Origin of the sequence: Amycolatopsis magusensis, assembly GCF_017875555.1 — a bacterium.
Lineage (GTDB): Bacteria > Actinomycetota > Actinomycetes > Mycobacteriales > Pseudonocardiaceae > Amycolatopsis > Amycolatopsis magusensis.
Window position 1 is genome coordinate 3,191,430 of sequence record NZ_JAGGMS010000001.1, and the last position, 17,744, is coordinate 3,209,173.

The 17,744-nt window shown below is 72.1% G+C and carries 1 protein-coding gene (only partly in view); it reads left to right on the top strand.

Annotated elements, in window-relative coordinates; translation table 11 throughout:
• Nucleotides 1–17,744, top strand: the 5' portion of a protein-coding gene (locus tag JOM49_RS42950) for a type I polyketide synthase (protein WP_308158739.1). It continues 15,271 nt past the right edge of the window; the window shows 17,744 of its 33,015 coding nt (coding positions 1–17,744); it begins with the start codon at nt 1–3; its stop codon lies beyond the right edge, outside the window.

Genomic DNA, 17,744 nt, shown 5'->3' on the forward strand with positions numbered 1-17,744 from the left:
GTGCAGCAGGATGAGCAGCAGGACAAGGTCGTCGAATACCTGAGGCGGGTCACCGTCGACCTGCGCCGGGCCCGCGAGCGCGTCCAGGAGCTGGAGCGCAAGCACACCGAGCCCATCGCCATCGTCGGCATGGCCTGCCGCTACCCGGGCGGGGTGCGCTCGCCGGAGCAGCTCTGGGACCTGCTCGCCGACGGCCGCGACGTCATCGGGGAGTTCCCCGGCGACCGCGGCTGGGACCTCGACACCCTGTTCCGCACCGGGGCCAGCCGCGCCACCGAAGGCGGCTTCGTCCACGACACCGCCGACTTCGACGCGGGTTTCTTCGGCATCTCCCCGCGCGAGGCGCTGGGCATGGACCCGCAGCAGCGGCTGCTGCTGGAGACCTCGTGGGAGGCGCTGGAGCGCGCCGGGATCGACCCGGACTCGTTGCGTGGCACGCAAACCGGTGTGTTCACCGGGACGAACGGCCAGGACTACGCCAACCTGCTCGCCGGTGAGGCCACCACCGGCGTGATCGCGAGCGTCATCTCCGGCCGGGTTTCCTACACCTTCGGCTTCGAGGGCCCGGCGGTTTCGGTGGACACCGCGTGCTCGTCCTCGCTGGTCGCGCTGCACCTCGCCGTGCAGGCGCTGCGCAGCGGCGAATGCTCGCTCGCGCTGGCCGGTGGCGTCGCGGTGATGTCCACGCCGGGCGCGTTCACCGAGTTCACCAAGCAGGGCGCGCTCGCCGCGGACGGCCGGAGCAAGGCGTTCTCCGACGACGCCGACGGCATGGGCTGGTCCGAAGGCGCCGGGCAGCTGGTGCTGGAACGGCTTTCCGACGCCCAGCGCAACGGGCGGAACATCCTCGCGGTCATCCGCGGTACCGCGGTCAACCAGGACGGCGCTTCGAACGGCCTGACCGCGCCCAACGGCCCGTCGCAGCAGCGCGTGATCCGGGCGGCACTGGCGAACGCGGGCCTGAACCCGTCCGATGTGGACGCTGTGGAAGCCCACGGCACCGGGACCGCACTGGGTGACCCGATCGAGGCGCACGCCCTGATGGCCGCGTACGGCCAGGACCGTCAGCACCCCCTGAAGCTGGGCTCGATCAAGTCGAACCTGGGGCACGCGCAGGCGGCGGCCGGGGTCGCCGGGGTGATCAAGATGGTCATGGCGATGCGCCACGACGCACTGCCGAAGACCCTGCACGCCGAGCGGCCGTCCTCGCACATCGACTGGTCCGCCGGGGCCGTCGAGCTGCTGACCGAGCAGAGCCCGTGGCCGCGCCTGGACCGCGAGCGCCGGGCCGGTGTCTCGTCGTTCGGCGTCAGCGGCACCAACGCGCACGTCATTCTGGAGCAGGCGCCGGAGCCCGAGTCGGCCGAGGACGAGCCGGCTGCCGAAGCGCCGGTGACCGGAGTGGTGCCGTGGCTGCTTTCGGCGAGGACCGAGGCCGCGCTGACCGCGCAGGCCGCGCGCATCCGCGAAGCTCAGGGGTCCACTGAGGACATCGCGTTCTCGCTGGCGACGACCCGTGCGGCACTCGACCATCGCGCGGTCGTGCTCGACCCCGAGGCGCTGGACGCGTTCGCCGGCGGGGAAACCACCGCCGGGGTGGTCACCGGGGTGGCTTCGGCCGTCGGCCGGACGGCGTTCGTGTTCCCCGGCCAGGGTTCGCAGTGGGTCGGCATGGGCCGCGAACTGCTGGACGCCTCGCCGGTGTTCGCGCGCCGGATCGGTGAATGCGCTGCCGCGCTGGAGCCGTTCGTCGACTGGTCGCTGGTCGATGTCCTGCGCGGGCAGGGAAATCTCGATCGCGTCGACGTGGTGCAGCCGGTCCTGTGGGCGGTGATGGTTTCGCTCGCCGAGCTGTGGCGCTCGATGGGCGTCGAGCCGGAGGCGGTGGTCGGGCACTCGCAGGGCGAGATCGCGGCGGCCGCGGTGTCCGGGGCACTGAGCCTCGAAGACGCGGCCCGGGTGGTCGCGCTGCGCAGCCTGGCTGTCGCGGACTCCCTGGCCGGGCACGGTGGCATGGTCTCGGTGGCGCTCCCGGCCGCCGAAGTGGACCTCACGCGCTGGGACGACCGGCTGTCCGTCGCGGCGATCAACGGCCCCGGCGCCACCGTGGTTTCCGGTGAAGTGGCCGCGCTCGATGAACTGCTCGCCGCGTGCGAGGCGGACGGGGTGCGCGCCCGCCGGATCTCGGTGGACTACGCCTCGCATTCCGTGCAGGTGGAGGCGATCCGCGAGCGCGTGCTCGCCGACCTCGCGCCGATCACGCCCCGCGCCGGGGAGATCCCCTTCTACTCCACGGTGACCGGCGAGCCGATCGACACGGCCGGGCTGGACGCCGAGTATTGGTACACGAACCTGCGGCAGACCGTCGAGTTCGAGCGCACCACGCGCCGCCTGCTCGACGACGGCTTCGACGTCTTCCTCGAGCCGAGCGCGCACCCGGTGCTCACGGTCGGGGTCGAGCAGACGCTCGACGCCGCCGGGGTGGACGGGGTGGTGCTCGGCTCCCTGCGCCGCGACGACGGTGGCGCGCTCCGCTTCCTGACCTCGGTCGCCGAGGCGCACACCGCCGGGGTCCGCGTCGACTGGCCGGTCCTCTTCGGTGACGCGAAGCGCGTCGACCTGCCCACCTACGCCTTCCAGCGGCAGCGGTACTGGCCGTCGGCGGCGAACGGCGCCGGTGACGTGCGGGCGGCCGGGCTGGGCGCGGTGGAGCACCCGCTGCTCGGCGCCGCGGTCGAACTGGCCGAGGGCGAGAACGTGTTCACCAGCCGCCTTTCACTGCGGTCGCACCCGTGGCTGGCCGACCACACCGTGCTCGGCAAGGTGCTGCTGCCCGGCACGGCCTTCGTCGAACTCGCCGTGCGGGCCGGGGACGAACTGGGCTGCGACCGGGTCGACGAACTCACGCTCGCGGCGCCGCTGGTGCTGCCGGAGCAGGGGGCCGTCCAGTTGCAGTTGCGCGTGGGCCTGGCCGACGAGCACGGGCGGCGCCCGCTCACCGTGCACAGCCGGCCCGAGGACGCGACCGACCTGCCGTGGACCGAGCACGCCACCGGGTTCCTGAGCACCGGCAGCCGTCCGTCCACTTTCGACAGTGTGAACTGGCCGCCGCCCGGTGCCGAAGCCCTCGCGGTGGAGGGCTGCTACGAACGCTTCGCCGACGACGGGTTCGCCTACGGCCCGGTCTTCCGTGGCCTGCGTGCGGCCTGGCAGCACGGCGACGAGGTGTTCGCCGAGGTGTCCCTGCCGGAGGGTGTTTCGCCGGACGGCTTCGGCCTGCATCCGGCCCTGCTGGACGCCGCGCTGCACGCGGCGGGCCTCGCCGAGCTGGGTGTGCTGAGCGGTGGTGCGCTGCCGTTCTCCTGGGAAGGTGTTTCGCTGCACGCGGTCGGTGCGGCCACCGTGCGGGTGCGCCTGCGTGCCGAGGGCAACGGCCTGTCGGTCGAGGTCGCGGATGCCGCGGGTGCCCCGGTCGCGTCGATCGACTCGCTGGTGCTGCGCGAGGTGTCCGCCGATCAGTTCGGCGACCCGGCGCGCGACGGCCTGTTCCGCGTTGACTGGGTGCCCGCGCCCGCCGCCGGTCCGGAGCCGGTACTGGCGGTGCACGAGACGCTGGAGTCCATTGAGGATGTTCCGGAAGCGGTGGTCCTGCCGCTGCCCGAGCTCGACTCGGTGCGTGAGCTGACCGCGCACGCGCTCGACCTGCTCCAGCGCTGGCTGGCCGACGAGCGGTTCGCCGACTCGCGGCTCGTACTGGTTACCCGTGGGCAGACCGAGGCCACGGCGGCGGTCTGGGGCCTGGTGCGCTCGGCGCAGTCGGAGAACCCCGGCCGGTTCGTGCTGGTCGAAGCCCAGGACCTCGCGCTGGTCGCGTCGGCCGTGGCCAGCGGAGAGCCGCAGCTCGCGATCCGTGGTGGCGAAATCCTGGTGCCGCGCCTCGCGCGCGTGCCCGCCGCGGCGGAGCGGTTCACCTGGAACCCCGACGAACTCGTGCTGATCACCGGCGGCACCGGCGGCCTGGGTGGGGTGCTCGCCCGGCACCTGGTGCACGAGCACGGTGTGCGCAACCTGCTGCTGGTCAGCCGCAGCGGCCAGGCCGACGTGTCCGACATCGATGCCAACGTGCAGGTCGCCGCCTGTGACGTGGCCGACCGGGACCAGCTCGCCGAACTGCTGGCCCAGCACGAGGTCAAGGCCGTGGTGCACGCGGCGGGTGTGCTCGACGACGGCGTGATCGGCTCGCTGACGCCGGATCGCCTGGACACCGTCCTCCGCCCGAAGCTCGACGCCGCGCGCAACCTGCACGAACTCACCGGCGACCTGTCCGCCTTCGTCGTCTACTCGGCCGGTGCCGGAGTGTTCGGCGGCGCCGGCCAGGGCAACTACGCCGCCGCGAACGCCGCCATGGACGCGTTGATCCGCGAGCGCCGGGCCGCCGGACTGCCCGGCGTGTCGCTGGTGTGGGGCGCGTGGGACCGCACGATCGGCCTGACCGGCAACGTGACCGACGCCGACCTGCGGCGCCTGGCCCAGGACGGCATGCCGCCCCTGTCGGCCGAGCAGGGCGTCGCGTTGTTCGATGCCGCGCTGGCCACCGGTGAGCCGGTGATCCTGCCGATGAACGTGGACCTGGCGGTGCTGCGGGGCCGCGGCGAGGTGCCGCCGCTGCTGCGGGGGCTCGCGCGCACGCGCGCACGGCGTGCCGCCGCTGGCGAAGTGGCTGCCGACTCGCTGGTGCAGCGGCTCGCCGGGCTGAGCGACGCCGAGCGCGTCGAGTCCCTGCAGGAGGTGATCCGCGGGCTGGTCGCCGTGGTGCTCGGGTACGCGGGCGCGGCGGCGGTCGACCCGGCGCAAACCTTCCAGCACCTGGGCTTCGACTCGCTGACCGCCGTGGAGCTGCGCAACCGGCTGACCGCGGCGACCGGCCTGCGGCTGCCCGCCACCATGGTCTTCGACTACCCGACGCCCGCCGTGCTGGCCGCTTACCTGCGTGACGAGCTGTTCGGTGGCCGCGAAAGCCACCTTCACGGCACCGAGGTCCTCGAGGTCGCCGACGACCCGATCGTGATCGTCGGGATGAGCTGCCGGTTCCCCGGTGGCGTCAGTTCGCCGGAGGAACTCTGGGACCTGGTGCTCAACGGGACCGACGCGATCACGGGGTTCCCCGAGGACCGCGGCTGGGACCTGAACCGGCTCTACCACCCGGACCCCGACCATCCCGGCACCTCCTACGCGCGAACCGGCGGCTTCCTGCACGACGCCGCCGACTTCGACCCCGAGTTCTTCGGCATGAGCCCGCGTGAAGCCTTGGCGACGGACTCGCAGCAACGCCTGCTCCTGGAGACCTCGTGGGAGGCGATCGAGCGCGCGGGCATCGACCCGGCCTCGCTCAAGGGCAGCCAGACCGGCGTGTTCGCCGGCGTGATGTACAACGACTACGGCTCGCTGATCGAGAACGACGAGGGCTACCAGGGCACCGGCGCGCAGCTGAGCGTGGCGTCCGGGCGCCTGTCCTACACCTTCGGCTTCGAGGGCCCGGCCGTCACGGTCGACACGGCGTGCTCGTCTTCGCTGGTCGCGCTGCACCTGGCCGCGCAGGCTCTGCGGGCTGGCGAGTGCTCGCTGGCGCTTGCTGGTGGCGTGACGGTCATGTCCACCCCGAGCACCTACGTCACCTTCTCGCGTCAGCGCGGGCTTTCCGCGGACGGCCGGTGCAAGGCGTTCGCCGACGCTGCTGATGGTGCCGGTTTCTCCGAGGGTGTCGGCCTGCTCGTGCTGGAGCGCATGTCCGACGCGCAGCGGAACGGGCACGAGATCCTGGCCGTGGTGCGCGGCAGTGCGGTGAACCAGGATGGTGCGTCGAACGGCCTGACCGCGCCGAACGGGCCGTCGCAGCAGCGGGTGATCCGCCAGGCGCTCGCCAGCGCCGGTCTGTCCACTCAGGACGTGGACGCGGTCGAGGCGCACGGCACGGGCACCACGCTGGGTGACCCGATCGAAGCGCAGGCGCTGCTGGCCACCTATGGCCGTGATCGCGAAACGCCGCTGTTGCTGGGTTCGATCAAGTCGAACTTCGGCCACACGCAGGCGGCGGCCGGGGTGGCGGGCGTGATCAAGATGGTCATGGCCATGCGGCACGGCGTGCTGCCCGAGACCCTGCACGTCGACGCGCCTTCGTCCCATGTGGACTGGGAGACCGGCTCGGTCGAGCTGGTGACCGAGCGCACGGAGTGGCCTGAGGTCGACCGGATGCGCCGGGCGGGTGTGTCCTCGTTCGGCGTCAGCGGCACGAACGCGCACGTGATCCTGGAGCAGGCTTCGGCGGCGGAGCCCGCCGAGCCGACGCCGGTCGAACACGCGGTACCGCTGGTCGTGTCGGCGAAGACCGAAGCCGCCTTGGACGATCAGGTCGAACGCGTCCGGGCGCTGACCGACTCCCCGGCCGACATCGGGTACTCGCTGCTGAACTCGCGCTCGACCTTCGACCACCGGGCCGTGCTGCTCGACGGCACCGAGATCGCGCGGGGCCGGGCGGAGACGCGCCCGCTGGCCATCCTGTTCTCGGGCCAGGGCTCGCAACGGCTCGGCATGGGCCGCGAACTGTACGACCGATTCCCGATTTTCGCCGCCGCCCTGGATGAGGTCTTCGAGCACCTCGACGTCCGTGACGTCATGTGGGGTGAGGATCAGGAGGCGTTGAACCAGACGGGGAATGCGCAGCCTGCGCTCTTCGCGCTGGAAGTGGCGTTGTTCCGGCTGGTCGAGTCGTGGGGCGTCAAGCCGAACGCGCTGGCTGGGCATTCGATCGGTGAGATCGCCGCCGCCCATGTGGCGGGCGTGCTCTCCCTCGAAGACGCCTGCACGCTCATCGAGGCTCGCGCCCGACTGATGCAGGCGCTCCCGGCCGGTGGGGCGATGGTCGCCATCCAGGCCGCGGAAGACGAGATCACTCTCACCGAGGGCGTGTCGATCGCGGCGGTGAACGGCCCGGACTCGGTGGTCATCGCGGGTGACGAGGCCGCGGTGCTGGAGATCGCGGCTGGCTTCGAGAAGACCAGCAGGCTCAAGGTCTCGCACGCGTTCCACTCGCCGTTGATGGACCCGATGCTGGACGATTTCCGGGCCGCCATCGAGGGTCTGACCTTCCACGAACCCCGCATTCCGATGGCGGGCGACGTCACGAACGGGGAGTACTGGGTGCGGCACGTGCGGGAAACCGTGCGCTTCGCCGGCAACGTGGCCGCCATCGGTGACGCGTACTTCCTCGAGCTGGGCCCGTCCGGTGTGCTGTCCGCGATGGTCGCCGAGACCGCGCTCGCGGTGCCGCTCCTGCGCAAGGACCAGCCGGAGGAGACTTCGGCCCTCACCGCGCTCGCCCGGCTGCACGTCCACGGCGTGCCGGTCGACTGGCAGCCGTTCTACCCCGGTGCCCACCGGATCGAGCTGCCCACCTACGCCTTCCAGCACCAGCGGTTCTGGCCGGCGGGCGCCCTCGGCACCGGGGACGCGTCCGGCCTCGGCCTGACCTCCGCCGAGCACCCGCTGCTCGGCGCCTCGGTCGAACTTGGCGAGGATGAGGTGCTGTTCACCAGCAGGCTGTCGCGGTGGACCCACCCCTGGCTCACCGACCACCGGGTCGGCGGCCAGGTGTTGTTGCCCGGCACCGCGTTCGTCGAGCTGGCGTTGCGGGCCGCCGACGAGATCGGCCGCGATCGGCTCGAAGAGCTGACCCTCGCCGCCCCGCTGGTGCTGCCCGAGCAGGGCGCGGTCCAGCTCCAGGTGCGGGTCAGCGGCCAGTCGGTGACCATCCGCAGCCGCGGCGAGGACGGCTCCCCGTGGGTGGAGCACGCGACCGGTGTGCTGGCCACCGGCGCCGAACGCTCCTCCTTCGACGCCACGGTCTGGCCGCCCGCCGGAGCCGAACTGTTCGATGTGGACGGTTGTTACGAGCGCTTCGCCGAACTCGGCATCGACTACGGGCCGGTGTTCCAGGGCCTGCGTGCCGCCTGGCGCAGCGGTGACGACCTGTTCGCCGAGGTCTCCCTGCCCGACGACGTCGATGTGGACGACTTCGGCCTGCACCCGGCGTTGCTGGACGCCAGCCTGCACGCTGCGGCGCTCGCCGACCGCGGTGGCGAGGCTCGCGTGCCGTTCTCGTGGCAAGGCGTCTCCCTGCACGCGACCGGCGCGACCTCGTTGCGGGTGCGGCTTTCCGCTTCCGGTGAGGTGGCCGTCGCAGACCCGTCCGGGCAGCTGGTCGCCACGATCGGCGCGCTGGCCACCCGGCCGATCGAGCGGGCGACCGGCGTGCGCGGTGACGCATTGTTCGGCATCGACTGGGTTCCGGCTGCCGTTCAGTCCACTGTGGATGAGCACGAGGTGTACCGCCTCGAATCCGACGATACCCACGCGGCGACGGCCGAAGTGCTCGGCGTGCTCCAGCGCTGGCTGGCCGAAGAACGTGACTCGCGGCTGGTGGTCGTGACCGGCGGCGGGCTCGCCGCGGCCGCGGTCGGCGGCCTGGTGCGCTCGGCGCAGGCCGAACACCCGGGCCGGTTCGGCCTGATCGAGACCGACGCCGACGTGCCCGCCGAAGCGTTCGCCGTGGACGAGCCGCACGTGCGGGTCCAGGACGGTGAGATCCTGGTGCCGCGCCTCACGCGCGTCGCCGCGCAGGAGCCGATCAGCTGGACCGGTCAGGTGCTGATCACCGGGGGCACCGGTGGTCTGGGCCTGGCGATCGCGCGGCACCTGGTCGCCGAGCACGGGGTGCGCGACCTGCTGCTGGTCAGCCGCAGCGGCCAAGCAGATGTTTCGGACATCGACGCGAACGTGCAGGTCGCGGCCTGCGATGTGGCCGACCGCGAGGCGCTGGCCGAGTTGCTGGCGCAGCACGACGTGAAGGCCGTCATCCACACGGCAGGCGTGCTCGACGACGGCATGCTCGACTCGCTGACGCCCGAGAGCCTGGACAAGGTGCTGCGGCCCAAGGTCGACGGCGCCTGGAACCTGCACGAGCTGACCGGCGACCTGGACGCGTTCGTGTTGTTCTCCTCGGTCGCCGGGACCTTCGGCACCGCCGGGCAGGGCAACTACGCCGCCGCCAACTCCTTCCTCGACGCGCTCGCCGCCCAGCGCCGGGCCGCCGGTCTGCCCGGCGTCTCGCTGGCGTGGGGCGCGTGGGCGGACACCGGCATGATGGCCGGAACCGACACGGAACGGATGACCCGCGCCGGGATGCGCGCGGTGTCGGCCGAGGAGGGCGTCGCACTGTTCGACGCCGCGCTGGCCGGGGAACCGCTGGTGCTCCCGGTCCACCTGGACCTGCCCGCGCTGCGGGCGCAGGGCGAGGTCCGGCCGCTGTTGCGCGGCCTCATCCGAACCCGCGCGCGCCGGTCGGCTGTCGGTGCCGAGGCCGCCGATTCGCTGGTGCGCCGCCTGCTCACGCTCGGCGAGGACGAACGCCGCGAGGTGCTGATCGAGCTGGTGCGAGGCCAGGTCGCCGCCGTGCTGGGGCACAGCGTCACCACCCGCGTCGAGCCGTCGCGGCAGTTCAAGGACCTCGGGTTCGACTCGCTGACCGCGGTCGAACTGCGCAACCGCCTCGGTGCGGCGAGCGGCCTGCGCCTGCCCGCCACGCTGATCTTCGACTACCCGACCACCGCCGCCCTCGCCGGCTACCTGCGGGACGAATTGCTCGGCGCCGACGCGGACGCCGGCGTGCCGCTGCGGACGCTGCCGCCGGTCACCGACGACCCGATCGTCATCGTCGGCATGGCCTGCCGCTTCCCCGGTGGCATCGGCACGCCGGAAGACCTGTGGCGCTTGGCGGTGGACGGCACCGACGCGGTGTCCGGCTTCCCGGCCGACCGCGGCTGGGACTTGGAGAAGCTGTACCACCCGGACCCGGACCACCCCGGCACCTCGTACACGCGCGAAGGCGGCTTCCTGCACGACGCGCCCGAGTTCGACCCGTCGTTCTTCGGCATGAGCCCGCGGGAAGCCCTGGCGACCGACTCGCAGCAGCGGTTGCTGCTGGAGACCTCGTGGGAGGCGATCGAGCGAGCCGGGATCGACCCGGTTTCCCTGCGCGGCAGCCAAACCGGCGTGTTCGCCGGGGTCATGTACAACGACTACGGCCAGCTCGTCGACGGTGACGAGGGCTACGAGGGCACGAGCACCTCGCCGAGTGTGGCTTCCGGCCGGGTCGCTTACACGCTCGGGCTGGAAGGCCCGGCGGTCACGGTCGACACGGCGTGTTCGTCCTCGTTGGTGGCCATGCACTGGGCGATGCAGGCGTTGCGGAGTGGGGAATGCTCGCTGGCGCTCGCCGGTGGTGTGACGGTGATGTCCACGCCGAGCACGTTCATTTCGTTCTCGCGGCAGCGTGGTCTCGCGGAGGACGGTCGCTGCAAGGCTTACTCGGATGACGCGGACGGTGTCGGCTGGTCCGAGGGCGTTGGTCTCGTGGTGCTGGAGCGGCTCTCCGATGCCAAGCGCAACGGCCACCAGATCCTCGCGGTGGTGCGTGGTTCCGCGGTGAACCAGGATGGCGCGTCGAATGGGCTGACCGCGCCGAACGGGCCTTCGCAGCAGCGGGTGATCCGGCAGGCACTGGCCAGTGCTGGACTGTCCACTCAGGACGTCGATGTGGTTGAGGGCCACGGCACGGGCACCACGCTGGGTGACCCGATCGAGGCGCAGGCGTTGCTGGCGACCTACGGCCAGGACCGTGAGCGGCCGTTGCTGCTGGGCTCGATCAAGTCGAACCTCGGGCACACGCAGGCCGCGGCCGGTGTCGCCGGGGTGATGAAGATGGTGCTGGCGCTGCGGCACGGGGTGCTCCCGCAGACGCTGCACGCGGGTACGCCTTCGTCCCATGTGGACTGGGAAGCCGGTTCGGTGGAGCTGCTGACCGAGCGGACGGAGTGGCCCGAGGTCGGCCGGATGCGCCGGGCGGGGGTGTCCTCGTTCGGGGTCAGCGGCACGAACGCGCACGTGATCCTCGAACAGGCGCCGGAGACGGCGGTGACCCCGGCCGTGGCCGAGGTCGAGCCCGCCGTGGTGCCGTGGGTGCTGTCCGCCCGGACCGAGGCCGCGCTCGAGGAGCAGGCCGAACGCGTCCGGTCGCTGGACGCTTCGCCGCTGGACATCGGGTACTCGCTGCTGACCTCGCGGTCGACCTTCGAACACCGCGCGGTGCTGGTCGACGGCGCCGAGGTCGCGCGGGGAGTGGCGGGCGAGCACTCGCTGGCCTTCCTGTTCTCGGGCCAGGGCTCGCAACGGCTCGGCATGGGCCGTGAACTGTACGACCGGTTCCCGGTCTTCGCCGCCGCCCTGGATGAGGTCTTCGAACACCTCGATGTCCGGGACGTCATGTGGGGTGAGGATCAGGAAGCGTTGAACCAGACGGGGAATGCGCAGCCTGCGTTGTTCGCGCTGGAAGTGGCGTTGTTCCGGTTGGTCGAGTCGTGGGGGATCAAGCCGCAGTCGTTGGCTGGGCATTCGATCGGTGAGATCGCGGCCGCGCATGTGGCCGGGGTGCTCAGCCTGGAAGACGCGTGCACGCTCATCGAGGCTCGGGCGCGGTTGATGCAGGCGCTTCCGACCGGTGGCGCGATGGTGGCGATCAAGGCCGCCGAGGACGAGATCACGCTCACCGAGGGTGTCTCGATCGCGGCGGTCAACGGTCCCGATTCGGTGGTCATCGCGGGTGAGGAAGCGGCGGTCCTGGAGATCGCGGCGGGCTTCGAGAAGACCACGCGTCTCAAGGTTTCGCACGCGTTCCACTCGCCGTTGATGGATCCGATGCTGGAGGACTTCCGCGCGGCCATCGAGGGCCTGACCTTCCACGAGCCGAGCATTCCCATGCCCGGCGATGTGACCACAGTGGACTACTGGGTTAGGCACGTCCGCGACACCGTGCGCTTCGCCGACCACATCACCACGTTGACCGGCGAGGGCACCACCGCCTTCCTGGAGCTTGGACCCGGCGGCGTGCTGGCCGCGATGGCGGCCGAATCCGCTCCCGAAGCGCTGGTCGTGCCGATCCACCGCAAGGACCGCTGCGAGGAACTGGCCGCCGTCACCGCGCTGGCCGCGTTGCACGTCAACGGCATCGCGGTCGACTGGGCGCCGATCTTCGCCGGGACCGGGGCCCGCCAGGTCGAGTTGCCGACCTACGCCTTCCAGCGGCGGCGGTTCTGGCCGTCGGCGCGCACCCGCCCCGGTGACGCCTCCGGCCTTGGCCTGACCGCGGTCGAGCACCCGCTGCTGGGCGCGGCCGTCGACCTCGCCGAGCGCGAAGGCGCGTTGTTCACCAGCCGCCTTTCCACCGGCACGCAGCCGTGGCTGGCCGAGCACGCGGTCAACGGCCGCGTCATCCTGCCGGGCGCGGCGTTCGCCGAACTGGCGCTGCGGGCCGGGGACGAACTCGGCCACGACCGCGTGGACGAACTGACCCTCGCCGAGCCGCTCGTCCTGGACCAGGGCGCGGTCCAGGTGCAGGTTTCGGTCGACGAAGCCGGCGGGTTCGCGGTGTACTCGCGGCCCGAGAGCGCGGACGGCCTGCCGTGGACCCAGCACGCCACCGGCACGCTGGCCACCGGCGAACACCGCGCCGACTTCGATGCTGTGTCCTCCACGGCCTGGCCGCCGCAGGGCGCCGAGCCCGTCGAGGTGGACGGTTGCTACGACACCTTCGCCGACAACGGGTTCGCCTACGGGCCCGTCTTCCAGAGCCTGCGGGCCGTGTGGCGGACCGATGAGGCGATCTACGCCGAGGTTTCGCTGCCGGAGGACACCCCGGTGGACGGCTTCGGCCTGCACCCGGCGCTGCTGGACGCGAGCCTGCACGCCGTGCTGGTCGCCGGGTCCGGGACCCCGGGCCTGCCGTTCTCGTGGACCGGGGTGTCGCTGCACGCCACCGGCGCGAAGTCCGTGCGCGTCCGGCTGGTCCAGGACGGTGACACGCTGTCGATCGCGCTCGCCGACCCCGCCGGTGAACCGGTGGCCTCGGTGAAATCACTGGTCACGCGGCCGGTTTCGGCCGAGCGGCCCGCCGAAGCGACCGATCTGTACGGCCTGGAGTGGCGGCCGGTCACCGCGACGGCGCAGGAGCCGGTCGTCATGCTGGACGGCCCGCTGTCGTCCATTGTGGACATCCCGGCCACCTTGGTGCTGCCGGTCGAGGGTGCCGCCGACGTGGTCGCCTCGACGCACGAACTGACCACGCGGGTGCTCGGCCTGCTCCAGGAATGGCTGGGTGACGACCGGTTCGCCGAGTCGCGCCTGGTGTTCGTGACCAAGCCCGGTGACCTGGCCGGAGCCGCGATCGGCGGCCTGGTGCGCTCGGCGCAGGCGGAGAACCCGGGCCGGTTCGGCCTGATCGAGGCCGACTCGGACGAGCTGCTGCCGCAGGCCCTCGCGGTCGACGAGCCGCGGGTCGCGATTCGCCGGGGCGAGATCCTGGTCCCGCGGATCGCCCGCGCCACCGCGGGAGAGCCGATCACCTGGGACGGCCAGGTGCTCATCACCGGGGGAACCGGTGGCCTGGGCCTGGAGATCGCGCGGCACCTGGTGGCCGAGCACGGGGTGCGTGACCTGCTGCTGGTCAGCCGCAGCGGCCGCGCCGACGTGTCGGACATCGACGCCAACGTGCAGGTCGTCGCGTGTGACGTGGCCGACCGTGACGCGCTGGCCTCGCTGCTGGTGCGGCACGACGTCAAGGCCGTCATCCACGCCGCGGGGGTGCTCGACGACGGGGTCATCGGCTCGCTCACGCCCGAACGCCTGGACGCCGTGCTGAAGCCCAAGGTGGACGCGCTCTGGAACCTGCACGAACTGACGGGTGAGCTGGACGCGTTCGTCGTGTTCTCCTCGATCGCCGGGGTGCTCGGCGGGGCCGGGCAGGGCAACTACGCCGCCGCCAACGCCTTCGCCGACGCGCTCGTCGCCCACCGCCGGGCCCAGGGCCTGCCGGGTGTCTCGATGGCCTGGGGCGCCTGGGAAACGGGCATGGCGGGTGACGCGGACACGCAACGCCTGGCGCGCGCGGGTCTGCCGCCGCTCCCGGTCGAGCAGGGCGTGCGGTTGTTCGACGCCGCCGTGGCCGGGGAGCCGCTGGTCCTCCCGGTGCGCCTCGACCTGCCCGTGCTGCGTGCGCAGGACGAGGTCCCGCCGCTGCTGCGCGGCCTGATCCGGACTCGGACCCGCCGGTCGGTCGCCGGTGCCGAGACCGCGGTGAGCCTGGTCCGGCGGCTGTCCGGGCGGAGCGAGGCCGAGCAGTTGGACCTGCTGCTCGACCTGGTGAGCACGCAGGTGGCCGGGGTGCTGGGGCATACCGACACCACCGAGATCGAGCCGTCCAAGCAGTTCTCCGACCTCGGGTTCGACTCGCTGACCGCGGTCGAGCTGCGCAACCGCCTCAGCGGGGTCACCGGCCTGCGCCTGCCGGCCACGCTGATCTTCGACTACCCGACCCCGACCGCGCTGGTCGGTTACGTGGCCGACGAACTGCTGGGCCGTGAAAGCCACCTTCACGGCACCGAGGTAAGCCACAGTGCTGTCGCCGACGACCCGATCGTGATCGTCGGCATGTCCTGCCGCTTCCCTGGTGGGGTCAGCTCGCCCGAGGACCTGTGGCGCCTGGTGTCCGAGGGCGCCGACGCGATCACGGAGTTCCCCGCCGATCGCGGCTGGGACCTGGACTCGCTCTACGACCCGGACCCCGAGCGGCCCGGCACCTCCTACACCCGTGAGGGCGGCTTCCTCCACGAGGCGGCCCAGTTCGACCCGGCCTTCTTCGGCATGAGCCCGCGGGAAGCCCTGGCGACCGACTCGCAGCAGCGCCTGCTGCTCGAAAGCTCCTGGGAGGCGCTGGAGCGGGCGGGCATCGACCCGGTTTCGCTCAAGGGCAGCCAGACCGGGGTCTTCACCGGCGTCATGTACAGCGACTACGCCTCGCTGCTCAACGGCGACGACTTCGAGAACTACCAGGCGACCAGCACCTCGCCGAGCGTCGCCTCCGGCCGGGTCGCCTACACGCTCGGGCTGGAAGGCCCGGCGGTCACCGTCGACACGGCGTGTTCGTCGTCGCTGGTGGCCATGCACTGGGCCATGCAGGCGTTGCGCAACGGCGAATGCTCGCTGGCGCTCGCCGGTGGTGTCACGGTGATGTCCACGCCGAACACCTTCATCGCCTTCTCCCGTCAGCGTGGTCTCGCGGAAGACGGTCGCTGTAAGGCCTACTCGGATGACGCGGACGGTGTCGGCTGGTCCGAAGGTGTCGGCCTGGTGGTGTTGGAGCGGCTCTCGGACGCGAAGCGCAACGGCCACCAGATCCTCGCGGTGGTGCGCGGCAGTGCGGTCAACCAGGACGGCGCCTCGAACGGCCTGACCGCGCCGAACGGGCCTTCACAGCAGCGGGTGATCCGCCAGGCGCTGGCTGCCGCCGGTCTGTCCACTCAGGACGTCGATGTGGTTGAGGGCCACGGCACCGGCACCACGCTGGGTGACCCGATCGAGGCGCAGGCGTTGCTGGCGACCTACGGCCAGGACCGTGAGCGGCCGTTGCTGCTCGGGTCGGTCAAGTCGAACCTCGGGCACACGCAGGCCGCGGCCGGTGTCGCCGGGGTCATCAAGATGGTGCTGGCGCTGCGGCACGGGGTGCTCCCGCAGACGCTGCACGCGGGTACGCCGTCGTCCCATGTGGACTGGGAAGCCGGTGCCGTCGAGCTGGTGACCGAGCGGACCGACTGGCCCGAGGTGCGGCGGCTGCGCCGGGCCGCGGTCTCGTCGTTCGGCGTCAGCGGCACCAACGCGCACCTGATCCTGGAGCAGGCGCCCGAGTCACGGCCCAGCGAGCCGGTGGAGCCGGTCGCCGGGGTCGTGCCGTGGGTGCTGTCGGCGAAGTCGGCGGCGGCGCTGCGTGACCAGGCCGTCCGTCTGTCCACTGTGGATGCGGATCCGGTCGACGTCGGGTACTCGCTCGCGACCACGCGCACGGCCTTCGAGCACCGCGCGGTCGTCCTCGGGGACAACCGCGCCGAACTGCTGCGTTCGCTCGACGAGCCCGCCGGTGGCGTGGTCACCGGCGTCGCGGGTCCCGTCGGCAAGACGGTGTTCGTGTTCCCCGGTCAGGGTTCGCAGTGGCTCGGCATGGGCCAGGCGCTGCTCGAAACCTCGCCGGTGTTCGCCGAGCGCATCGCGGAATGCGCGGTGGCGCTCGAGCCGTTCGTCGACTGGAACCTGCTCGACGCGCTTCGCGGCCGGGAGGACCTCGAACGGGTCGACGTGATCCAGCCGGTGTTGTGGGCGGTGATGGTGTCGCTCGCCGAGCTGTGGCGCTCGGCCGGGGTCGTGCCCGACGCGGTGGTCGGCCACTCGCAGGGCGAGATCGCGGCGGCCGTGGTCGCCGGGGCGCTGAGCCTGGAGGACGCGGCCCGCGTGGTCGCCCTGCGCAGCCTCGCGGTGGCGGAGTTCCTGGCCGGGCACGGCGGCATGATGTCCGTGGCCCAGCCCGTGGACGAACTGCGCCCGCGGCTGAAGCTTTGGGGCGAGCGGATCTCCATCGCCGCGGTGAACGGGCCCGGCGCAACCGTCGTCGCCGGTGAAGCGGCCGCGCTCGACGAGCTGAAGGCCGCCTGCGAAGCCGACGGCATCCGCGCCCGCCGCATCTCGGTGGACTACGCCTCGCACACCCCGCAGGTGGAGACCATCCGCGAGCGCGTGCTCGCCGACCTGGCCCCGATCCGCCCGCGGACCGGCGACCTCCCGTTCTACTCCACGGTGTCCGGCGAGCCGATCGACACCGCCCGCCTCGACGCCGGGTACTGGGTGACCAACCTGCGCCAGACCGTCGAGTTCGAGCGCGCCACCCGCAAGCTGCTCGACGACGGCTACCGCGTCTTCGTCGAGCCCAGCGCGCACCCGGTGCTGACCGTCGGGGTCGAGCAGACCCTCGAAGCCGCCGGGGTCGCCGGGATCGTGCTCGGCACGCTGCGGCGGGACGACGGCGACTGGCTGCGGTTCGCCACCTCGGTCGCCGAAGCCCACGTGCTGGGCGTCCGGGTGGACTGGACGGCCTTCTTCCCCGAGGGCGCGCGGCAGGTCGACCTGCCCACCTACGCCTTCCAGCACGAGCGGTTCTGGCCGGACGCCACCGGGAGCGCGGGCGACGTCCGCGCGGCCGGGCTGGGTGCGGTGGAGCACCCGCTGCTCGGCGCGACCGTCGGCCTCGCCGAGGGCGAGGAGGTGCTCACCAGCCGGATCTCGCTGCGGTCGCACCCGTGGCTGGCCGAGCACGCGGTCAACGGGCAGGCGCTGCTCCCGGGCACGGCGTTCGTCGAACTCGCCGTGCGGGCCGGGGACGAGGCCGGCTGCGACCGGATCGAGGAACTGACCCTCGCGGCGCCGCTGGTGCTGACCGAGCAGGCCGTGCGCCTGCAGGTCCGCGTCGGTGCCGCGGACGACGGCGGCAACCGCCCGATCACCATCCACAGCCGCCCGGAAGAAGCGGTGGACGAGCCGTGGACCGAGCACGCCACCGGGGTGCTCGCGGCCGGGGAGTACCGAGCCGAATTCGACACCGCTGTGTTCGATACCGTCTGGCCACCCGCCGGCGCGGAGCCGATCGAGGTGGACGGCTGTTACCAGCGGTTCGCCGAACTGGGCTTCGAGTACGGCCCGGTCTTCCAGGGCCTGCGTGCGGCCTGGCGCCTCGGTGACGAGATCTTCGCCGAAGC